23 protein-coding genes and 2 riboswitches are annotated in these 21,827 nt (G+C 44.7%); of the genes, 14 read left to right on the top strand and 9 right to left on the bottom strand.

Features of this window, described 5'->3' with window-relative positions:
- Positions 1–40: 40 nt before the first annotated feature.
- The gene (locus J7E26_RS06670) at positions 41–1,000 is read right to left on the bottom strand and encodes a S8 family peptidase (RefSeq protein WP_214799782.1); all 960 of its coding nucleotides are present in this window, start codon (positions 998–1,000) and stop codon (positions 41–43) included.
- A 219-nt stretch (positions 1,001–1,219) separates the two neighbouring features.
- On the opposite strand from J7E26_RS06670, the gene J7E26_RS06665 reads away from it, so the two are divergent.
- Positions 1,220–2,053 carry an STAS domain-containing protein gene (locus tag J7E26_RS06665; RefSeq protein WP_214799780.1) on the top strand — a complete coding sequence of 278 codons (834 nt, stop codon included), beginning with the start codon at positions 1,220–1,222 and terminating at the stop codon, positions 2,051–2,053.
- A gap of 53 nt (positions 2,054–2,106) precedes the next feature.
- On the opposite strand, the gene J7E26_RS06660 is transcribed toward J7E26_RS06665, so the two are convergent.
- From J7E26_RS06660 to J7E26_RS06650, 3 genes are read right to left on the bottom strand one after another with little or no spacing between them, the layout of a single operon-like run.
- Positions 2,107–2,868, bottom strand: coding sequence for an energy-coupling factor transporter transmembrane component T family protein (locus J7E26_RS06660; RefSeq protein WP_214799778.1), 762 nt, complete (start codon positions 2,866–2,868; stop codon positions 2,107–2,109).
- A complete protein-coding gene (locus J7E26_RS06655; RefSeq protein WP_214799776.1) occupies positions 2,843–4,480 on the bottom strand; it encodes an ABC transporter ATP-binding protein in 1,638 nt (545 codons plus the stop codon). Before J7E26_RS06655 ends, J7E26_RS06660 begins: the two co-directional genes overlap by 26 nt.
- The gene (locus J7E26_RS06650) at positions 4,467–5,066 is read right to left on the bottom strand and encodes an ECF transporter S component (RefSeq protein WP_214799774.1); all 600 of its coding nucleotides are present in this window, start codon (positions 5,064–5,066) and stop codon (positions 4,467–4,469) included. The genes J7E26_RS06655 and J7E26_RS06650 overlap by 14 nt, the downstream gene beginning before the upstream one ends.
- A 185-nt stretch (positions 5,067–5,251) precedes the next feature.
- Positions 5,252–5,363, bottom strand: a riboswitch (TPP riboswitch).
- 159 nt (positions 5,364–5,522) lie between these two features.
- Between J7E26_RS06650 and J7E26_RS06645 the strand changes: the two genes are divergently transcribed.
- The 3 genes from J7E26_RS06645 (at position 5,523) to mgtE (ending at position 8,874) form a co-directional block, all read left to right on the top strand.
- The gene (locus J7E26_RS06645) at positions 5,523–6,785 is read left to right on the top strand and encodes a glycosyl hydrolase family 18 protein (RefSeq protein ID WP_214813208.1); all 1,263 of its coding nucleotides are present in this window, start codon (positions 5,523–5,525) and stop codon (positions 6,783–6,785) included.
- 89 nt (positions 6,786–6,874) lie between these two features.
- The gene (locus J7E26_RS06640) at positions 6,875–7,012 is read left to right on the top strand and encodes a transcriptional regulator SplA domain-containing protein (protein WP_156476266.1); all 138 of its coding nucleotides are present in this window, start codon (positions 6,875–6,877) and stop codon (positions 7,010–7,012) included.
- Between the two features lie 106 nt (positions 7,013–7,118).
- Positions 7,119–7,284, top strand: a riboswitch (M-box (ykoK) riboswitch).
- A 234-nt stretch (positions 7,285–7,518) separates the two neighbouring features.
- Entirely contained in the window at positions 7,519–8,874 is a 1,356-nt protein-coding gene (gene mgtE, locus J7E26_RS06635) for a magnesium transporter (protein WP_214799771.1), read from the top strand.
- A gap of 37 nt (positions 8,875–8,911) precedes the next feature.
- Here the strand turns inward: mgtE and J7E26_RS06630 are convergent, their stop codons facing one another.
- Positions 8,912–9,244 (bottom strand): MerR family transcriptional regulator, encoded by a 333-nt coding sequence (locus tag J7E26_RS06630; protein ID WP_214799769.1) that lies wholly within the window; start codon positions 9,242–9,244, stop codon positions 8,912–8,914.
- Positions 9,245–9,437: 193 nt separating this feature from the next.
- Here J7E26_RS06630 and J7E26_RS06625 point away from each other — a divergent pair, with 193 nt between their 5' ends.
- From J7E26_RS06625 to J7E26_RS06610, 4 genes are all read left to right on the top strand, one after another.
- Entirely contained in the window at positions 9,438–9,593 is a 156-nt protein-coding gene (locus J7E26_RS06625; protein ID WP_214799767.1) for a hypothetical protein, read from the top strand.
- Positions 9,594–9,681: 88 nt separating this feature from the next.
- Positions 9,682–9,864, top strand: coding sequence for a hypothetical protein (locus tag J7E26_RS06620; protein WP_061528033.1), 183 nt, complete (start codon positions 9,682–9,684; stop codon positions 9,862–9,864).
- Positions 9,865–10,005: 141 nt separating this feature from the next.
- A complete protein-coding gene (locus J7E26_RS06615) occupies positions 10,006–10,470 on the top strand; it encodes a MarR family winged helix-turn-helix transcriptional regulator (protein ID WP_156476255.1) in 465 nt (154 codons plus the stop codon).
- A gap of 193 nt (positions 10,471–10,663) precedes the next feature.
- Entirely contained in the window at positions 10,664–11,218 is a 555-nt protein-coding gene (locus J7E26_RS06610; protein WP_214799923.1) for a YkoP family protein, read from the top strand.
- Between the two features lie 9 nt (positions 11,219–11,227).
- On the opposite strand, the gene J7E26_RS06605 is transcribed toward J7E26_RS06610, so the two are convergent.
- Both J7E26_RS06605 and ku read right to left on the bottom strand, forming a co-directional pair.
- Positions 11,228–13,063, bottom strand: a complete 1,836-nt coding sequence (locus J7E26_RS06605; protein ID WP_214799765.1) for a DNA ligase D — start codon at positions 13,061–13,063, stop codon at positions 11,228–11,230.
- Between the two features lie 2 nt (positions 13,064–13,065).
- On the bottom strand, positions 13,066–13,950 hold the full coding sequence (gene ku, locus J7E26_RS06600) for a non-homologous end joining protein Ku (RefSeq protein ID WP_214799763.1): 885 nt from the start codon (positions 13,948–13,950) through the stop codon (positions 13,066–13,068).
- Positions 13,951–14,324: 374 nt separating this feature from the next.
- Between ku and J7E26_RS06595 the strand changes: the two genes are divergently transcribed.
- From J7E26_RS06595 to J7E26_RS06580, 4 genes are all read left to right on the top strand, one after another.
- Positions 14,325–14,957: a DedA family protein gene (locus tag J7E26_RS06595; protein WP_214799761.1), complete on the top strand. Its 633-nt coding sequence runs from the start codon at positions 14,325–14,327 to the stop codon at positions 14,955–14,957.
- Positions 14,958–15,208: 251 nt separating this feature from the next.
- Positions 15,209–16,000 (top strand): TerC family protein, encoded by a 792-nt coding sequence (locus tag J7E26_RS06590; RefSeq protein WP_214799759.1) that lies wholly within the window; start codon positions 15,209–15,211, stop codon positions 15,998–16,000.
- A 277-nt stretch (positions 16,001–16,277) separates the two neighbouring features.
- On the top strand, positions 16,278–17,033 hold the full coding sequence (sigI, locus tag J7E26_RS06585; protein ID WP_214799757.1) for an RNA polymerase sigma factor SigI: 756 nt from the start codon (positions 16,278–16,280) through the stop codon (positions 17,031–17,033).
- Positions 17,030–18,196 carry an anti-sigma-I factor RsgI family protein gene (locus J7E26_RS06580; RefSeq protein ID WP_214799755.1) on the top strand — a complete coding sequence of 389 codons (1,167 nt, stop codon included), beginning with the start codon at positions 17,030–17,032 and terminating at the stop codon, positions 18,194–18,196. Before sigI ends, J7E26_RS06580 begins: the two co-directional genes overlap by 4 nt.
- A 6-nt stretch (positions 18,197–18,202) precedes the next feature.
- Here the strand turns inward: J7E26_RS06580 and J7E26_RS06575 are convergent, their stop codons facing one another.
- Both J7E26_RS06575 and J7E26_RS06570 read right to left on the bottom strand, forming a co-directional pair.
- A complete protein-coding gene (locus J7E26_RS06575) occupies positions 18,203–18,397 on the bottom strand; it encodes an alpha/beta-type small acid-soluble spore protein (RefSeq protein ID WP_214799753.1) in 195 nt (64 codons plus the stop codon).
- Positions 18,398–18,529: 132 nt separating this feature from the next.
- On the bottom strand, positions 18,530–19,240 hold the full coding sequence (locus tag J7E26_RS06570; RefSeq protein WP_214799751.1) for a DUF1836 domain-containing protein: 711 nt from the start codon (positions 19,238–19,240) through the stop codon (positions 18,530–18,532).
- Between the two features lie 143 nt (positions 19,241–19,383).
- On the opposite strand from J7E26_RS06570, the gene htpX reads away from it, so the two are divergent.
- Both htpX and J7E26_RS06560 read left to right on the top strand, forming a co-directional pair.
- Positions 19,384–20,277, top strand: a complete 894-nt coding sequence (htpX, locus tag J7E26_RS06565; protein ID WP_214799749.1) for a protease HtpX — start codon at positions 19,384–19,386, stop codon at positions 20,275–20,277.
- Between the two features lie 157 nt (positions 20,278–20,434).
- Complete coding sequence (locus J7E26_RS06560) at positions 20,435–21,787, top strand: TrkH family potassium uptake protein (protein ID WP_214799747.1); 1,353 nt, start codon at positions 20,435–20,437, stop codon at positions 21,785–21,787.
- Positions 21,788–21,827: the final 40 nt, after the last annotated feature.

Genomic DNA, 21,827 nt, shown 5'->3' with positions numbered 1-21,827 from the left:
AATATCTGACAAATGAAGATAACATTATATGAAAAAAATATTATAGAGACAGCAGCTGTGACTGTTCGGCTTTTTCCATCAGCACGTCAGGTGCGTCTAAATAAAGAAATCCGTTCCCCGCTAATGTTTTGGCAATATCAAGCGGAAGCGTCCGGCGTACAAGCTGGGCATAAACTTCAGCCTCAGACAGCGTTCGCTGAAAAGCATCTTGTTCAAGCCCTTTAATCAAGGCGAGCGCTCCGCTCACATGCGGGGCTGCCATTGAAGTGCCCGTCAGCTTTCCGTATTTATGATTAGGGAGGGTGGAGAGAATATTTTCTCCTGGAGCGACAAGGTCAATTTCTTTATTGGCGTTTGAAAATTCAGACGATTCTCGAGCTACGGAAACCGATCCGACTGCAATGACTTCGTTGTAAGCAGCGGGATAAGAAAGCTCTTCTGTCCGCTCGTCTCCGTCACCTTCATTTCCTGCTGCGCAGACGACCAGCACGCCGTTTTTCACGGCATTTGTGACGGCTTCTTTCAGCTCCGGCACATCGCTCGGTCCGCCGAGTGACATGGAAATAATATCAGCCTTTTGTTCAACCGCATAATTAATGCCGTTAATAATCCATTCATACTTTCCGCTGCCGTTTTGACCGCCGAGCACCTTGACGATTAACAGGCTTGCCTCTGGCGCAACCCCAGAAATTCCGCCGTTTGCATCATTAGCAGCAATCGTTCCGGAAACATGGGTGCCGTGTCCGTTATAATCGGAAATCGCATCCTCTTTGCCTCCGTCATCATCGGTAAAATTTTTACCGCCGATAATCCGATCTTTTAAATCCGGGTGGTTCGTGTCGCAGCCTGTATCAAGAACCGCGATTTTAATATCTTTGCCTTTAAACCCTTTTGCCCACAATTCTGGCGCCTTAATCACTTTAATACCCTCAGGAAGCTCGTTCACATCCATCATCTGCTCATTCGTGACATACGGGATCAAGCGCATTTCACCATTCATAAAAAAGCCCTCCTTTTTTATGTTTGCAAGTGGATACAAGGGTGTTGCTACTATTTTATGGCAGAGACCGCCGCTTGGAAAGAGACATTTGAAGCATTTTGACAAAACAGGCGCAATCCATTGCACTAATTATTTTCAAATAAATGGATGGATTAACAGCTTTCACTGTGAATCGGCACCCGCTGACGCTATAATTGGAAATGGGAAAGGAGAAGAGGTATGAAACTAAATGAAGCATTATACGAATATTTTTCAGGACAGGTTGATCAAATTGCAAAAGATTGGATCGACACAATGGAAGACACAGACCCCAATTCGATCTATTCCTTGACGAATCCGGTTATGACAGAAGAACTTTTTGAGCAGGATAAAGAATTTTACCGGCATATTAATAACATGTATATCAAACCGGAAAAAGAATTTTTGGAAGAGTTCGAACGGTGGGTGATCGAGCTTGCGAAGGACCAGAAGCATTTAGACACACCCGTTCAATATGTGGTCCGTGAATTTATGAGAAACCGGACGCTGTATAAAAGTTATTACGATGCGTTTGCCGATTCTCATGAGTCTTTGTTTGCACGGGGAGAAAGGAAGAAATGGGAGGATTTAATCGTTCAGGTATTTGATTTTACCATTTATACGTTTGTTGATCATGCCGAGCATAATTCGAAAATGCAGCTGAACGCGCAGCGGGAAATGATATTAGAATTAAGCTCGCCGGTCATCACACTCAGCAAACGCACGGCCCTTTTGCCCCTTGTCGGGGATATCGACACTGAGCGGGCTAAATTTATTCTTGAAAACACGTTGAGCACCTGTGCAGACAGGCTTGTCGAGCATTTGTTAATCGACTTGTCGGGCGTGGTGGTCGTGGATACGATGGTGGCGCACCAAATCTTTAAATTGATTGAGGCGCTTAATTTAATCGGAGTCAAATCGACCTTATCCGGAATCAGGCCGGAAATCGCCCAAACGGCCGTTCAGCTCGGTATTAATTTCTCAAATATTACGATTAAGTCAAATTTGGCTCAAGCGCTTAATTATAATCAGTGACAGAAGCGTACATAACAAAAACAGGCTGCCGAATCGTCTCCGGCGGCCTGTTTTTATAAAAAGAATAAAGAGACAGTATAACTTGCGCCAAATAATAAAAGGACGAGCAGGAAAAAGAACCAGTCGCCGCCCCGCACAGTCACGGTCCTGTAATACGTACGGTTTCGGCTGCCTGTAAAACCTTTTGATTCCATTGCGATGGCTGTGCGTTCCGCTTTCCGGATCGCACCTGCCAAAAGCGGAATGGTATAGCGTGTAAAGGCGGACAGCTTTCCTTTCAGGCCGGATTCAGTCACAGCGCCTCTGATTCTGTGCGCCTGCCTGATGATCCGGATCTCGTCTTTCAGAAGAGGAAGAAACCGAAAACCGGCGATAATGCCGTACGCAAGCTTCGGCGGCAGCTTGCACTGCTGAATGAGACTCAGCATAAACAGAATCGGATCGGTTGTGAAAATAAACATCATCGACAAAGCAGAAAAACATAAAATGCGAAAGCCGATCGAAACGCCGAGTGCCGCGTTGTCACTGTTGACGGAAATAGGCCCCAGCCGGAACAGCAGGTTGCCGGCGGTTGTCGGGACATTTCCGAAAACGGCCGCTGTCCATAAGCAGCCGAAGGCGAGAATGAAAAACGGAACCGTAAACAGAAGCCATTTTTTCAGCGGAATCCGGCCTGCCGTTATGACACCTGCCACGATGATAATGTAAAACAAAGCCGGCGTATATGGATTATAAATAAACGACAGCATCACGACACAGCAAAGGACAGCCGCCGCTTTTATCGTCGGGTTAACAGCTTGCAGCCGGTGATTCATGTCTCTGCCTCCCATCTTGTCTCATCCATTCATACTTCAGCGGCAAAGCCAGCTTTGCCTGTTCAACGAGCCCGTGCCGTTCAGAAAACAGAGAGTCAGGTGACCCATAGTAAACCAGGTTCGTATCATGAAGCACAAGAATGCTGTCGGCATATTCGGAGACAAGCTCCATATCGTGTGTCACCATTAGAACCGCCGTTCCTTCTGCTTGAATCTCTTGAAGCATTTGCATACATTCACGCGCCGTCTTTGCGTCTTGGCCGAATGTCGGCTCATCAAGCAGCAGCATTTTTACATCGTGCATCAGCATTGTCGCAACGCTGAGCCTGCGTTTTTGTCCTTGGCTTAACGAAAACGGATGATACGAGACATAGCGCCGGAGCCCGAACCGGGTTAACAGCTGAAGGGCTTTCTCCTTCACTCCCTTATGACGTTCAAAGCCGAATAGCAGTTCATCCATGACTGTGTCAGTGACAAACTGGTGCTCAGGATTTTGGAATACAAATCCCATATGGCGCCGCAGCTCTTTTTCAGAATAGGAATCAATCGGTCTTCCATCTATTTCAATCAGTCCGCTCTCCGGCCGATTCAGCCGGGCAAGCACTGAGAGAAGCGTGGACTTTCCGGTGCCGTTAGGCCCGGCAATCGCAGTGATTGAGCCTTTTTTTACGGAAAAGCCCAGGTTCTGAAAAATCGGTTTCGATCCTCTTTTAAATGACAGATCGTGAACGCTGAGCGCATCTTCTGAAGAAGGCTTGATCCCTCCGTTATCCGAAAGGGGAGGGAACGGCTCGTTAAAAAGGGTTTCTTTGCACAAAGTAAAAGGGATACGAAGATGCTTCTGCAAAGTAATGACGCGCGGAATGGTTATTCCGAGCTGCGTCAGCTCATCAAGCTGAAATTGAAAGATGTCTTTTGTCGGCCCGTCCATCACTTTCCGCCCCGATTCGTCAAGCACAATCGTTCTGTCCATCCACGGCGCCCAATGATCGAGCTGATGTTCAATAACGAGAAGGCCGAAGCCTTTTTTCTTTTGGAGTTCTCTGATCAGCTGTACGAATTCACGCGCAGAATAAGGATCAAGCTGAGCCGTCGGTTCATCCAAAATAATAAGTTCAGGCTCCATCGCGATAATACAAGCGAGCGCGACTTTTTGCTTTAACCCGCCTGACAGGGCAGTGATTGTTCGTTTCTTCAGATGGAGAATTTCGAATTTTTCCAGCACATCATCAATGATCCTGTCCATGTCTTCTTTTGCATATTGCAGATTTTCCAGTCCGAAGGCGATTTCATCCTCAACCGTCAGCATGCAAAATTGCTGATCCGGATCTTGAAACACCGCGCCGATTGATTTGGCGGCAGGCTCTGACAGATCTGACAGGGGTGTCCCGTATAAGGCAATACGGCCTGTTTGAACCGCGTCGCACGATTCCGGATAAAGGCCGTTTAAGCAAAGGGCAAGCGAGCTTTTGCCGCACCCGCTCGGACCGAGCAATAAGGCACGTTCTCCTTTTTTCAGCTGAAATGATACGTCTTGAATAATCGGTTTTTCATCCTCTTCATAAGAAAATGTCAGACGGTCAACCGTGAGAAGCGGATCAGATGCCTGCATCTTGGGTCACCTGTTTCTTTTTCTTTTTGAATGCCTTTCCGAGCGCCATTCCGTTCAGCACGCCCGTATAGGCAAGCGAGTCGCTGATCACTTTTCCGAGAAGCCCGGCAAGAATCGCACCGGAAGCAAGACGGATGATCAGCATAACTGCCAATAAACCCGGATTCAAAACAGAGTAGCCGGAAACAAACAAATCATAAATAAAGCTTGTCACAGAAGAACCCATCCCCGCCAACAGCAAAACAGGCAGGGAATAGACCCGCCAGCGTGTGGCTGAAAAGACGGCTTCCGCTCCCAGCCCCTGCGCAATTCCTATCAGAATGACCATCGGGCCTGACGGATTTCCGAGAAGACACTCCACAAATGCGGCAATGACTTCAGAAATAAGCGCCGCTCCGGGTTTTTGAATGATGTATGCGGCAATAACCGATACGATAAACCAAATGCCGTAAATCGGTTCATAGCTCATCCGGCCGAAAAAACCGGCCGCTATATTGCTTAAGTGAGTAGACAATAAATAGATGACGGCGAATACAACACTGATGACTGACATGACAACAATTTCTCTCATTTTCCAGTTCTTCATTTTTAATCTCCTGCTTTCTTGTCTGTTGAATTATCGGCTGCTATTGAATACTGACTTCGTTACAGGAAATGATCATTCGGCTTCATCATTCTCGTTTCCCTCCCGTTTTTAAATGAAAATAAAAAACTGCATATCCAAGGGAATATGCAGCAACAGAACGAAAACGCATGGAAAATAAACCGCGCTTCGGTCAATCTGCACTTCCCCACGCTGGTATTATCCAGATCGGGTTATAAGGGATCAAAACACGCCGCAGCATGTTTTATCTCAGCCATTACAGCACCCCTAGTGCGTTTCCTATACAGTTTTTTATGATGACATCATCATAGTTGATCAATTCTGATTTGTAAACAGCTTTTCCCGGCTGAAGAGAGGAATCGGGCCGGACTGTCATTCATAAAGATAGGAAGAGTGTTTATCGCGCGCCTTTTTTAAAAAAGGAAATGGAGGACTCCTATGTTTGTTCATACAGTGCAGTCTGGCGACACGTTATTTTCAATAAGCAGGAGATACGGATTTCCTGTTGACCGGATCAGAAGCGTCAACGGGCTTGAGGAAACAAATATTGTTCCGGGGCAAGCGCTGCTTATTCCTCTTTATGAATATACGGTTCAGCCGAATGATACGTATGCCGTCATCGCGAGCAAGTCTTATGTTTTGCAAATGCAGCTGATGCAGGCCAATCCCGCGATTTTGCCAAACCGTTTACAGGCGGGAATGAAGGTGAGGATACCTGACATCTCGAACTACCTTGCCGGTACTCTGCAATTTTATGTCATTCGGACACCTGAAGCAGACAGAGCGTTAATCAACGATTATGCACCCTATTCATCAGCGATATCGCTGTTTGAATATCATTTTGGCCCAAATGGGGACCTTTTGAATGATTTAAATGACAAAACAGCGATTGAAACCACGTGGAAAAACAGAGTGCGGCCGCATGCCGTCATTACGAATCTGACGGGCGGGGGGTTCAGTTCTGACCTTGCCCATCAAGTGCTGCAAAATCCGTCAGCCCGGACGAACCTCGTCAACAATATCGTAAGTTTGACCACAAGAAAGGGGTATGGCGGTGTAAACATTGATTTTGAACGGATCAGTGAAGCGGATCGTGATCTTTTCACAGGCTTTCTCCGTGAATTAAAAAACCGGCTTTCCCAGCATCAGCTTGCTTTAACCATATCGGTTCCGGCTAAAACAAGTGAAGGGGTGCCTTGGCTTCGCGGGTATGATTACGGCGGAATCGGTGCTGTCGTCGATTACATGTTTATTATGGCGTACGATTGGCACCATGCGGGCAGTGAGCCGGGAGCTGTTGCGCCTTTGACCGAGGTCAGGGAAACAATCAATTTTGCCATCAGCAGGGTGCCGAGAAGAAAAGTGATTCTCGGTGTTCCGCTGTATGGCTATGATTGGCTCATTCCGTACAAACCGGGCACCATCGGAACGGCCATATCCAATCAGCGGGCGATTGAAACCGCTATGAAGCACCAGTCGGCGATACACTATTCCGAGCAAGACCGCTCGCCGTATTTCCGGTACACGGATGAACAGGGAAGAGCCCATGAAGTGTGGTTTGAAGACGTAAGAAGCATGAGTGAAAAAATGGTTCTCGTGCGGGAATTCGGCCTTCAGGCAATCGGAGCGTGGCAATTGACGCTCGGCTTCAATCCGGGGCCTTGGCTCTTGCGGAAATTTTTCACGATCCGAAAAATATAGCGCCTGACCCCGCCCTCGGGCGGGGTTTTTTCTTTCCTATGATAACAGGCATTCTTTTGGACAATCTAATGTGAAAAGGAGGTTTGCACATGAAAAAAAGAGAAGAGCAGTACATTAATCAGGCTGAATACGTTCCCCATCCGACAAAAGAAGGGGAATACGCGTTAATGCTGCATGAATCGTATCATTTGCTCTCAGAAGAAGATGAAAGCGATTTGCCGGAATAAGGGCTTCAGCCTTTATTCCGTTTATTTTGTCACCGATAGCTGAAATAACGCATTTTATGGTTGACACATCCCTTTTTTTTCTGTAATCTCAGTGTGTCAATTCAAATAGGAACTTCGTTAGGTGAGGCTCCTGTATGGAGATACGCTGCTGCCCAAAAATGTCCAAAGACGCCAATGGGTCAACAGGAATCATCGACATAAGGTGATTTTTAACGCAGCTGGATGGTCATCCTATGCCATACAGTGCTAAAGCTCTACGATTGAAGGCCCCGCACGTTTATTTGCCGTGCTTCTTTTCGCCTTCAATTCAGAAGGTTTTTTTTATGCCTCAAAATGTACATGACTGAGCATGATAAGGAGGTGCGGAGTATGGATTCTCCCCATTCGAGTATGTCAGAAGAAGTACCCATATACAGCCAGATAACAAGTGATGACATGATGAGGAGACGGTCCGCCGCACTTTCTTTGACAGACGGCGCGTCTCCGTAAAGGAGGTACGAGTCCCGATGGTTCAAAACATGACCTATGACGAACTCATATTACGCATTATAATTTTATTGCGGGATGGAAAAATAAAAGAATTCCGCAGCATGATAGATGAACTTCAGCCTTATGATATGGCGTTTTTATTTAAAGAAATGCCGGAAAAACACCGGGCCCGCTACCTGTCGTACCTGACGGTTGATGATATCACCGACATGATCGGAGAATTAGAGCGGGAATTCCAGCTTGCCGTTTTACATAAAGTCGGTAAAACGAAAGCAACCCTCGCGATGAACAAAATGGATAACGATGATCTCGCCGCATTGCTGGAAGAGATGGATGAAGAACTGAAAGAACAGCTGCTCTCCAGCATGGAGGCGGAGGAATCAAAGGCCGTCCAGCTTCTGATGAACTATCCGCAGGAATCAGCGGGCCGTATGATGACGAACCGCTTTGTCTGGATCCCGCAGCATTATACTGTAAATGATGCGGTCGTCAAGCTGAAAAGCTTCGCAGAAATCGCTGAATCGATAAACTATTTATACGTCATTAATGACAGCAAGCAGCTTGTCGGGGTTCTTTCCTACAGGGATTTAATTCTCGGAGATCCGGAAGATAAAGTCCAAGATCTCATGTTTACGCGTGTCATTTCAGCGGGAGTGCTTCAAGATCAGGAAGAAGTCGCCCGGCTTATTCAGCGGTATGACTTTTTAGCCATTCCCATCGTCGAAGAAAACAATGTGCTGGTCGGCATTGTCACCGTCGATGATATTATCGACGTCGTTATTAAAGAAGCCGATGAAGATTATGAAAAATTCGCGGCATCGGGTAAAGCGATCACGTTTGATACGAAAGCTTATGTAGCGGCATACCGCAGATTGCCGTGGCTGATTTTGCTTTTGTTTATCGGATTGATTTCTGGAAGCATTCTGAATTATTTTGAAGACACATTGCAAAAAGTAGTCGCCTTGGCATTTTTCATGCCGATGATCGCGGGAACTACCGGAAACACCGGTACACAGTCCCTCGCTGTGGTTATCAGAGGTTTGGCTAAAGAAGAAATGAATAAAAAAACCATTTTTAAGCTGATTTTCCGTGAGCTGAGAGCCGGTATCTATATCGGAATCGTCTGTTCGATAGCGATTACGATCGTCGCATCCGTCTGGCAGAAGGACTTAACGCTCGGTTTCGTCGTCGGTTCGTCTCTTCTCGTGACCTTAATTATCGGAACGATGGCGGGAACGATTGTCCCTATTATTCTTCATAAACTGAACATTGATCCGGCGATTGCTTCCGGGCCGCTGATTACGACGCTTAATGATATTTTGTCCTTATTAATTTATTTCGGAATCGCAACGGCATTTCTTCATGCGCTGTAAAAAAAGTCCGTCTCTTTTGTGAGGCGGACTTTTTTATTTAGCGGTTTTTATACTTGAAGTGGGCGTTAAGCTGTCCCTTGAGCATTTTCTTCCGGACCTGCGGATCATTTTTCAGGGCTTGTTCTTTTTTGCGCATGTCCTTTAAAATCTCCGCGGTTTGGACGCCGTCTTCCCGTTTGTTCGCAATATCCATAAGCCGTTCTACGTCTGCGAAAGAATACTTTCTCGTCCCCCGTGAAGAGCGCTGCGGATAGATCAATTTCCGTTCTTCATAATATCTGATCTGTCTGACTGACAATCCGGTTAATTCACTTACAATACCGATCGAAATCACTTTTTTGTCTTTGTAAGATTGTTCGTCTGTCGTCATTTTTCCACCCCTGGATGTCTTTTACTCATATTATATAAAAAAAGAAGAGAAAAAACCTGACGATTGTTAGGTTTTCTAACATGAAATAGAAGATTTTAGAAAAAAGACGGCAGAAAAATTAACAAGTTTGATGCACGGCCTAACATCCCGTTTTATGCTTGATGTACAGAAACAATGAGGAGGAAGGATATTCATGGAGGAAGAAAAAGCGGTTTTGCTGGCAAAAGAGATTATAGAACTGGATATGAAACGGGATGAAATGCTGGAAGCGTTCATGCAGCTTGCCGGAGAACATGCTTTTCAATTGCTCCGTTCCGTACAAAACGGGCTTTACCGAAAAACATCATAATCTACAGAAGCTTTACAAATGCTTTATACGTCATTGATATAAAAACGTTATCCTGTTAACAGAATAACGCAAAACAAAGGAGGGCGCCATGAGTCATTTGCTACAGACCGCATTGGACAAAGAGAGAAGCCATTATTCAAAAAAATTGCTTCAGATCGGAGTTTATACGAAAGAGATCTTGAATTCGATGACCATTACGGAGCTAAGAAAGGAATACGCGTATTTTTTTCGGAACATTCCCTATAGAGAACGAGACCCTTATACAAATTAATTTATGTATAAGGGTATTTTTTATATAAAAAAGAAGGAATTCTGAAAAACAGCACGAATAGAATATAAAACAGAAAACGACTCTTATTAATTGTAAGGGTTTACATTATTTTTTTATAAAAATCTTATATACGAGGTAGATATGATGAGATTATCGTTTAACGAAGAGGAAGTTATGCGTTCGATGAATTTGTACAAAGTTTTTGCAAGGGCTTTCAAAAGTGTATCCGAACACAGTATCCGTGACAGCAAAGAACATGGCTTTAATCCGACTGAATTTGCAGTGCTAGAACTTCTGTACACGAGAGGCCCGCAAAAATTGCAGCAAATCGGATCGCGCCTTTTGCTTGTCAGCGGGAATGTCACCTATGTCATCGATAAGCTTGAGAGAAACGGATTTTTAGTCAGAGAACAAGATCCGAAGGACAAACGGTCTGTTTATGCCCATTTAACTGATAAAGGAAACGAGTATTTGGATAAAATTTATCCGATTCATTCATTGAGAATTGCGAGAGCGTTTTCAGGACTTATGCCTGATGAACAAGAACAGCTGATAGCCCTATTGAAAAAAGCGGGTATTCACAGCCAGCATTTGCTGTTCCGTTAAACGCAAACCTTCGCATTGAAAAACGAGCCGGGCACTCTCTATATAGAGAGTGTTTTTTTCTGTGCGCGGCTGTAGAGCCGGCCGCTCTTTTTGCATATGATGGAAAAGGGTAGCATCATTATTTACCAATCATAATGTGACACGCCTCATGCCAAAATATGAGGGTGCTTTGAACAATAAAGAAGGTGAGCGTGTGAGGAGCTGTCTGCTGTCCATTTGGTATGTACTTGATCCGCTTTATTTCTTTTTTACCCGGCTGACGCTGATTGACAAACACAAGTCCAATGTGTTTCGCGTCCGTTTAACAAGGTATAAAGGAAAAGAAGTCGTATTAAGCGACGGAACCCGGATTAAAAAGAACGATATATTGGTCAAGATTCATCTTCATAATGTCAAACTCCTAAAAGAGCTGCAGCATATTGAAAGTGCGGTCAGAAGAGGCTTTATGATATACCAAAAGGTTTATCAATCCATGCCTCATTTAGCTGATTATATTCATCAGCATAAACGAAAAGACGAGATTAAAGGCGTCATCGGCATCACGATGCTTCATAAAGGAGCGGCGAGGCTCGGGTTTGAGGTAATGAAGCCGTCCAATGGATTTTACAGGGTATTTAAGCAAGTGGCGCATATTCCGATTTTATATTTTACAACAAAACAATTCACCCTCAAAAATATTCCTTATTCCTATTATTTAATGATTTCTAAAGAAAAGCTGATGGGCACATATCAAGCTGAAAAGAGCTGACAGAAGAAATCAGCTCTTTTTCTTTATTTGCTCCAGCACGATTGAAAGAGGCTCGTCCTGGGGCTGGCGGTAAAAGTCATAAAACGGGTCGCCTTGCTTTTTTACACGTTCAATCACTGTGTCAATCGTATAATCATCAGGCGTTAACGCTGTGTTTACTTCGTTCCAATACAGAGGGGCGGCGACGGTTCCCAGTTCATTGCCCCGTGTGGAGTAGGGAGAAATAATCGTTTTCCCTTCGGCATGCTGTAAATAATCAAGATACAGCCTTCCATTGCGATTTTTTATAAAACGCTCTGTCGTAAAAAGATCAGGGTAGGTCCTGACGCAATAATCAGCAATGAGCATTGTAAACCGGCGGGTATCATCATAAGTGAAAGCCTCCGGAGAAAGCGGGATGTAGAGCTGAATGCCTTTATTTCCGGACAGCTTTGGAAACGGCGTGATGCCGAATGACTCAAACAGCTGCTTCAGCACATGCGCCGCCTGCACGGCCATAAGAAAATCATCTCGTGACGGCGGATCGAGATCAATTACGATTTCTGAGGGTCTTTCGCTGTGTATCGTTTGAAAAGGAACATGAAATTCCAGCGCCAGCTGATTAGCCAGCCATAAAAGTGTTGACATATCGTTGCAAACAATATGTTCATGGCTTCCGTCAAAAACGGATGAGATAAAGTCAGGCGTGTAATCCGGTTTGTTTTTCTGAAAAAAGGATTCACCGGGCGCTCCGTGCGGATAACGGATGACTGTGACTGCCCGGTCTTTTAGAAAAGGCAAAAGAAAATCGCTGATTTGAACGATATAGCATATAAAATCCTCTTTTGTCTTTTTGCGTTTTTTAAAAATGACTTTATCCAGGCTAGTGAATTGCAGTTTCGGATGCAGCGTTTTTGAGTGAAGAACAAGCTGCTTATAGGTGCAAGCCGTCCAATCCATGCCGAACTGAAAGGAAACAAAGGAGACCTCCCGCAGCGTATCCTGCAAAACGGTTAAATATCGGACGGTCATACAAATAGAAGGATCGAGTGTATACTCGCCGGTTCCCAGCTTTTTTCCGTGGGTCTCCATAATCGTTCTGACGGCGTTTTTTTCTTCGTCCTGCATGCCATGGGAGACTGACGCAACGGGAATGACCTTACCGTCTTTTAAAACCGATGCGGTCACATAGCCGTTTTTCGGATTAAAACCGGTTAATAAAACATGCGCCGTTTTCATATGCTTATATTTCTGCCAGTCAGGAGACCGTTTGTTTTCGATCCATTTGCTGTTTGTTTTTTTCGCCACAATTCCTTCTCCGTCATGCCGTACAACTGTATTCCAGAGCGGGTCAAAGCCAGCATGCTCGGGAATGTATTGAATGGCTTCTTTTGCCAGGTGATGAGGAGACGCAGGGAGCTGTGCTTCCGCCAGCAGATGAAAAAGCATTTGCTTCCGCTCCGAATATGGATGAGAAGCGAATTTTGCTCCCGCTAGTTCCAGCAGATCAAACGCAAGAAAGCGGCACGGCCGTTCGGCAGCCATTTTTTCAATGGCCTCCGCACGTTTTAAACGCCCGCGGATTTGAATACGCTCAAAGTCTGCCCGGTACGGATTGATCAAATAGACAAGCTCTCCGTCGAGCGTAAGGGGGAGCTTATCTTTCATCTGTTGAAAACATTGTGCCGCAAAAAGGGTGATTTCCGGAAATTGGCTGGTGAGCGGCTGGCCGTTTCTGCTTGTTAATGTAACCTCTTTTGCGTTCACATGGAGCAGACAGCGAAACCCGTCATACTTCACTTCGTAGCGCCATTCACTGCCCTCAGGCGGTGAGGAGGTCAAAATCGGCTGCATCGTCAGCACCATGACTATGACGTTCCGGAGGCTTTTTGTCTTGTTGTTTTCCGCTTTTTGCCCCCGCTGCCAGCAGGTGCAGCTTCTTTCGGCTGAGCGGGCGCCGCTTTCTCGCGATCGGGCCGCTTTGTTCGATCGATGCTTGCCTGAAGGGCGCTGACGAGATCAATGACATCCTCACGCGGACCTGCCGCAGCCGGTGTGACACCCGCTTCCTGATGCTCCAGCTTATCATTAATTTTGGCGAGAAGGGCTTTGCGGTATGTGTCTTCGTACTGTTCAGGGTCAAATTCGGTTGTCAGCTCGTCGATTAAAGTGATGGCTGTCTGCAATTCCTTTTCATTTACATCCGTTTGATCCGGGACGCCTGGCACATGTCCCGCGCTTCTGACTTCATCCGGGTAATGAATAGATTCCATCACGATGCAATTTTCATACACGCGGAGGATGGCAAGCTGCTGTTTTGAACGGATCGTAATGGTGGCGATGCCGATTTTACCTGTCGTTCTAAGCGCTTCCCGCAAAAGCGTATAAGCTTTCGTGCCGTTGTCTCCGGGCCCGACATAATAAGAACGGTTAAAATAAATCGGATCGATCTCTTTTAATTGAACAAAATCAACGATTTCAACCGCTTTTTCTTCGTGTTCCTGTTTTACTTCTTTCAAGTCTTCATCGGTCAAAATAACGTATTTTCCTTTTACATATTCGTATCCTTTGACAATTTCGTCCGGACTGAGGCTTTTTTCGCAGCCGGTGCAGATTTTTTCATATTTAATCGGCCCGTGATCTTCTTTATGAAGACTGCGGAATTTTACATCTTTATCTTCAGTGGCCGCAAAGAGCTTAACCGGAATATTGACGAGGCCGAAACTGATCGATCCCTTCCACATCGTATGCATGAATAAAAACTCCTTTTTGTTTTTTATTGTGGATAGACAGCCTCATTCCATGTGTAGCAACTTATGGGTGGTGCGGCGTTTCACTAACCAGCTGTTCGAGTTCCTTTGGCCGCAAAGGTCTGCTGAAGTAGAAGCCTTGCAGAAATCACAGCCTTTTTCACCCGAAAGCTTTTTTGCATATCCGTTTCCGCCTCTTCACTCAGCACCATATCAAGCCGCAGCTTTCTCGCTTTCTTGTCACCGATCTGAAATAACTCTCATTTATAGCGGCATGCCTTTAAAACATTTCAGTCTCGAGATAAAGTAATCGTTTCTTCCGGTGCAAATGTGTTAAAATCATTCTGAAGTTTCGGAATAGAAGACCCATAAGGGGAGTGATACTGATCGAAGATGTTATCCTAACGATAATTGAGGCGTTTAAGAGCTTATCCTACGCCGGAATTTTTTTGGCGCTGAGTATAGAATTCATCCCTGCGGAAATCGTTCTTCCGCTTGCGGGCTATTGGGTCTCGAGAGGAGATATGACGTTTGCCGGCGCAGTGTTTGCGGGGTCGCTCGGCGGTCTTTCCGGCCCGCTTGTCTTGTACTGGATCGGCAGATGGGGCGGCCGGCCGTTTTTGCTGAAGTTTGGGAAGTACATATGGATAAAGCCCGAATCTCTTCAAAAATCGGATGAGTTTTTTCAAAAGCACGGCGGTTTTGTGGCTTTCAGCGGCCGTTTTTTACCCGGTGTAAGGACATTGATTTCATTGCCTTGCGGAATTGCAAAGATGAATGTCTGGGTATTTTCCCTTTATACATATATCGCCATGCTGCCGATTACTTTCGTTTACGTTTATTTAGGCATGAAGCTCGGGGAAAATTGGAAAAGCGTCGGCTCAATCCTTGATCAATATATGCTGCCGTTCGGTATTTTCATTGTATTGCTTTTTGCCGTTTATATGCTGGTGAAAAGAAGAAACGGGATCAAAGCGGATTCTTCATTTAATGAAAAAGTTAAGCATTGACAAACTTAGAAACAGCCTTTATGATGAGCTTATAAACCAATATTTTCTTGATATCCCAAAGGGGAGTAGCGTCCGGATTTTCCGGAAACAAAGTCGTCAATTCATGGATCTATATCCATCGGCTTTGTTGGCATGCCAATCATTTCATGTCTAGCAAGACCTTTGCCTTATATCGGCAAAGGTCTTTTTTGTATAAAAAAACCGCCGGTATAAGCTCGGATGACAGAAAACGGAGAAGAGGAGGAGTAAAATTGGATATTGCATTGTTGTTGGAGTATGGCTGGGTTCTTCTCGTTTTAATCGGGCTGGAAGGGATTTTAGCGGCGGATAATGCGCTGGTGATGGCGGTGATGGTGAAGCATCTCCCGGAGAAACAAAGAAAGAAAGCATTGTTTTACGGACTGGCAGGGGCTTTCATCTTACGTTTCGGTTCATTATTCGCCATTTCTTTTCTCGTTAATGTATGGCAGGTTCAGGCAATCGGGGCCTTGTATTTGCTTTACATTGCCGTAAGCCACTTGCTGAAGCGCTATGTATACAAAAATGACGGCAAACAGAGAGTTCAGAAAGAAAGCGGGTTTTGGGCGACTGTATTCAAAGTGGAGCTGGCTGACATCGCCTTTGCCGTTGATTCGATATTAGCGGCGGTCGCGCTTGCCGTAACGCTTCCTAAGACATCGCTTCCAGCCATCGGAGAACTTGACGGCGGTCAGTTTATCGTTATTTTAGCGGGCGGAATCATCGGTTTGATTATTATGCGTTTTGCGGCATCCATGTTCGTTTCTTTATTGAAAACACGCCCGAGTTTGGAAACGGCGGCATTTGTTATTGTGGGCTGGGTAGGTGTAAAACTCGCTTTATACACCCTTGCTCATGAGGAAATCGGTATGGTTTCCGCTCACTTTATTCATTCGGCGGCATGGAAGGTCGTTTTTTGGACGGTTCTGGCGGCGATCGCGGCCGGCGGATGGTTTATGTCCGGCTCAAAAAAAACGCAAGAGGAGAGGCATAAAGAAGAGTCCGCTGGGAGAGAGCACGCGTAAAAGGGTTCAAAAAGGGAGTTCTGCTTTTTCAAAGCGGAACTCCCTTTTATAGTTGAAGCGCTTACAAACAAGACATATGATAACAATTTTATAACAGCATTGTTACAAAAAACGTACAGAAAACCCCCTTAATTCTAAATAAGGGCACGAAATCATGTATAGTACGTCTTATTAGTTTGTCATAATTGAGACAAAAGAAATCGATTTCTCTTTTTCTTCCTTTGCGAATCCCTACTAAATTAGCTATGATTATGAGTAGTTATAGGGAGGAACTGAGGTGAAACCAGTGCTTAGCCTTTTGTTTAAATTGGGAAAAAAGAAACAAACGCTTGAAACATCTGTTGAAAAAATACAAAAAGGCGACAAAGATCTGCAGAACGATTTAATACAGCAATATAAGCCTTTTATCGCGAAGACGGTTTCATCCGTTTGTAAACGATATATAGATGAAAAAGACGACGAATTCAGCATCGGACTGATCGCGTTTAACGAAGCCATTGAAAAATATTCGCCTGAAAAAGGAAATTCGCTGCTTGCATTTGCAGAGCTGATTATAAAAAGAAAAGTAATAGATTATATAAGAAAAGAAGCAAGAGCCGCTCAGCATATCAATATGGATGTGCCAGAAGGCGATGATCAGGAGTCTTCCCAGAGCCTAATCGAGGCAGAGCTTTCCATCGATGAATACCGCAAACAGATTGAACAGGAACAGCGGCGGGAAGAAATCCTTTTTTTTCAAAAGCAGCTGAGAGAGTACGGATTGTCTTTTAAAGAATTGCTTGAGCAATCGCCAAAGCATACAGATGCGAGGCAGAATGCGATTAAGGTTGCCTATACGCTTGTGGAAAATGAAGAATTGGCAGCCATTCTTCACCAGAAAAAACAGCTTCCGGTCAAACAGCTGGAGCAGCTTGTGTCGGTCAGCAGAAAAACGATCGAGCGGAACAGAAAGTATATCATTGCCATGAGCATTATTATTACCGGTGATTATATTTATTTAAAAGATTATCTTAAAGGGGTGTTGCACTCATGAGAAGAGGGATCATTGTAGAAAAAAATAAAAAATTCGTCACGTTGCTAACCCCTGACGGACAATTTTTAAAAACAAAAAATGATCACCATACTTGTGAAATCGGAGAGGAAATTACGCTTTCAGGCGAAACGCGTATGAGCAGAAGGGCCAGCTTTTTTGATTTTCTGAAACTGCGCCCTTTCAAATTGGGAGTTTTTACAATGACAGCTATTATTTTATTTATTTTAATTATGCTCCCGATTTTTTCTGATAACAAAGCATACGCCTACATGACGCTTGACATTAATCCGAGTATTGAAATGGCGTTAAACAGCAAATATGAGGTTATTGAGCTGACGCCGCTGAATAATGATGCCAAACAGGTCATCGATGATATCGGCGATTGGAAAAGCAATGATTTTAAGGAAGTCATCAGTGATATAATTACCGATTGCAGCAAGCATGGATATGTAAAGGAATCAAAAGAGATCTTAATTTCCACGGTTTATGAAAATTCAGATGATCATACATATAAAACAGGCGTTAAAAAACAGCTGGCTGACGTAACGAAAAAATATAAAGACACCTACCGCCTGGAATCTCTTGAATCAGATATGGAAACAAGGGAAAAAGCAAAACAGGAAGGAATGTCAACAGGCAGCTACATAAGAAGAAATGAAAAGAAAACAGAAGAAGACCGGCCCGAAAAGAAAACGGACAGCAATGAAACCGAACATCAGAACACCGAGACAGACAGTGATCAAACAGAGCACCCGGCAGCGGAAAAACCGGCAGCAGACGATCAAAAAAATACTGATGGAGAATTGAAAACAGAGCAGCCGGACAGCAATGAAACAACTGACCCAAATAATCAGAGTCCAAACAGCCAGGACGACAATCAGGGAAAAGACACAAATGTAAATTCCGGATCACAGGAAAATACACAGAAGGAACAAGATGGGGAAACAGAGCAAACCCCAACACAAGATCCTCAAGAAAACGGAAATGACAAAGGGTATCAACAAAGGTATTATAATCATCGCTGGAATCAGGACCGCAGTGAACACCGCGAATCCTATCACCGGCATGAAGATGCGTCAGACCGCCGGAATCCGAATGGGTACCGGCACGGCAGGGAGAATGCTGATAAACATCAAAATTCGCCGAGAAATCCCGGCGAATAAACTGTATTATTGATTTTTCCCGTTTAATTGTGATTGGGCCTGCTGCACAAGCCGTTTTGTCATTTCTCCGCCCACAGAGCCGTTTGCGCGTGCTGCTGTGTCAGAACTAAGGTTCACGCCGAATTCTTGAGCCACTTCGTATTTAAATTGGTCGAGTGCCTGCTCAGCCCCTGGAACAACGAGTTTATTTCTGCTCGCCATCTTTTTCATCTCCTTTTCTCTGGCAAGATTATTTACGCGTCTTAGTTTCAGGCAGAATCGTCCCCATTATGCTGGCAATTGTTGTACGCCGTTAAAAAACCCCGGTAAAAGGACCGGGGCTGAAAGCATCTTTTATAACAAATGGCGTGTCATTTTGTAGGCGGTAGTCTGGATGTGGAATGTCAAAACGGAGAGCACCGTAACCGCGATAATGGTTTTGATTTTCTCCCATTGTCCGCTTCCCAGCTCTTTAAAGCGGCCGCGCAGCTTGTCCGTCTGCTGTTCAACGAGCTCTTGAAGGCTTGTCTCTTTCATCGGAGGGCTGTCTTTGTGGTGAATATAATCGATTACCTGAGCGCAGCTTTCATAGTAGCTGATCGGGCTGATGATGTCATCGGACCGGTCTGTAATGGTATTGAAAGCAATCTTTAATATGACGCGTATATGTTCAAAGTCATAAATTGATTTTAAATCACGTACAATGAGAAGAATAACAGCTTGTTCGATTGAATATTTTTTTCCTAATTCGGGATGGCCGATTAAGTCTTTAATATCGCGTTTCACCCAATTTTGGACAGCCGTTGATTTTAAAGACGTCAGCTCGCACAAGTTGCCGAGCTCGACAATCTCGTTTGTTGAAAGCCCGTATTCTCTCCTTTCTTTTTTTCGTTCAAATCTTGTGAGAAACTCAGGAATGTGAAGGTGGTTCTCTGCTTCATCTAACGTCATATTTGCTGATTTTGCTGATTTTATTAAGATTTGGAGAGGGCTTGTGTCCCCTTGGCCTTGTAACGCATAAAGAAGCCGGACCATGTCAGTTCGGGTCAGTTTAAAAGTATTCATTGTTCACCTCTGATTACGTGTTTACTTTGTTCAATCGCTGAGAAATACATTATCATCATACGTCGTAATTGTTGCATTTTCAAACGGATCAGATATAATTTAATTAAATAAGTTCTTTTGATCTTAAAATGACGGAGGTTATTATGGCAAAAAGAATATTTCTGTTTATTTTAACGAATATTTTGGTCATCACGACAATCGGGATTGTGCTTACGATCATTACAAGCGTCACCGGTGTTGGCTCGTATATACAAAATGGCCGGGTAGATCTGACGGCATTACTCGTCTTCAGCCTTGTTGTCGGTTTTGTCGGTTCCTTTATTTCACTTGCCATGTCCAGATGGATGGCAAAAACAATGATGGGTGTCAGGGTGTTAAACCCGAAAAAACAATCACTCAGCTATGAGGAGCAGCAATTAGTCGACCGCGTCCACAGACTGTCTCGTTCCGCAGGTTTAACGAAAATGCCTGAGGTCGGTATATACAATTCTCCTGAAGTCAATGCCTTTGCGACCGGACCGTCTAAACGGCGCTCGCTCGTTGCGGTTTCTTCGGGGCTTCTGCAGCAAATGGATGATGCTGCGGTAGAAGGGGTTCTTGCCCATGAGGTCGCGCACATAACAAACGGTGATATGGTTACGATGACGCTGTTGCAGGGAATCGTCAATACGTTTGTTGTATTCCTCTCACGTATCGCGGCATGGATTGCAAGCCGATTTGTAAAAGAAGATCTTGCGCCGATCGTCCACTTTATCGCGATAATTGTGTTTCAGATTATCTTTTCCATACTCGGCAGTCTTGTCGTCTTCGCGTACTCACGCCATAGAGAATTTCATGCTGACCGCGGAGGAGCGGATCTTGCCGGTAAGGATAAAATGATTCACGCCCTGCGCACACTGAAATCTTATACAGCCCATGTAAACGAAGAGGATCAGACAGCGGTGCAAACTTTAAAAATCAACGGGAAAAAGCATTCGTCTCTGTTTTCTACTCACCCTGACCTGGATGAAAGAATCCGCAGGCTGGAAGCGAAATAATGTCAATAACCTCTGAACCTGGTTCAGAGGTTTTTTGTTTAAAGATATGTGTAATTACATAAGGTAAAGAAAATTCTTTGTCAAAAAACCTTTAAAAATTCTCCTAATATCTTTAGAATAATTACGTACTACAATGAGAGGCTGAAGGAATAATCATATGAAATTAAAGCTAGGGAAATTAATACAGGTTTTGTCGCCCGCACAGCTGATTGCGTTATATTATTTTCTCGCTGTAACGGTCGCATTTATTTTGTTAAGTTTGCCGGCTGCCCATAAAGAGGGAGCCAGCTGGTCGTTTATAGACGCGCTGTTTACGGCTGTCAGTTCAGTCAGCGTGACCGGATTAACGGTTGTAAACACGGCTGATACGTTCAGCACGACAGGAATTGTCATTTTAGCCTTCGTGCTGCAATTCGGCGGAATCGGCATTATGACGCTCGGAACATTCGTCTGGCTGATTATGGGGAAACGGATTGGTTTAAGGGAACGAAAACTTATAATGGTCGACCAAAACCAATCGCAGTTTTCCGGGATCGTGAATCTGATGAAGCAAGTGCTGGTTCTGATTTTATGGATCGAGTTTTTTGGCGGCCTGATTTTAGGAACGTATTTTTTAACGTATTATCATTCATTTGAACAAGCCTATTTACACGGCTTCTTTGCGAGCATCAGCGCCACGACGAACGGCGGATTTGATATTACCGGAAATTCGCTCGTTCCGTTCAGACATGACTATTTTGTGCAATTTATTACGATGCTTCTGATTATTTTCGGCGCTATCGGTTTTCCGGTGCTTGTGGAAGTGAAGGGCTTTTTATTTTCCAAGCAGCGCAGATATTCATTTACGCTGTTTACGAAAATTACGACGATCATGTTTGGGCTGCTCGTATTGTTCGGGGCTGTCGGGATATATGCTCTTGAAGCAAGCCATCTCTTAAAGGGGAAAAGCTGGCACGATACTTTATTTTTATGTCTCTTTCAATCAACCGCCACGAGAAGCGGGGGGCTTGCGACGATTGACATCAGCCAGCTGTCGGCGCCGACCTTATTTTTTATATGCGCCCTGATGTTTATCGGCGCTTCGCCAAGCTCAGTCGGCGGCGGAATCCGTACGACGACCTTTGCGCTTAATCTCCTTGCTTTATTTCATTTTGCCCGCGGGAATAAAGCCGTGAAGGTATTTAAACGCGAGCTTCATCAGGCGGATGTCATGAAATCGCTTGTCGTCACGATGATGGCTATTTTGCTTGTTTTCGGATCGACGCTCATTTTAGCCGTGACCGAAAAGCATCAGTCACTGCTTGAACTGCTGTTTGAGGTATGCTCGGCTTTCGGAACAACCGGGCTGTCATTGGGGATTACGCCGCATTTAAGCGACGTCGGCAAATGTGTCATTATGATTGTCATGTTTATCGGCCGAATCGGCATATTGACTTTCCTTTATTTAATCGGGCGCAAAGAAATCGAAGCGAATTACCATTATCCGAAGGAAAGAGTCATTATCGGCTGACACCGCGTCTTCAAGCGCGGTGCTTTTTTATTGCCAAAAA

The sequence above is a fragment of the Bacillus sp. ISL-51 genome (genome assembly GCF_018613535.1).
Lineage (GTDB): Bacteria > Bacillota > Bacilli > Bacillales > Bacillaceae > Bacillus.
This window is presented reverse-complemented; position numbering and strand designations above follow the sequence as displayed.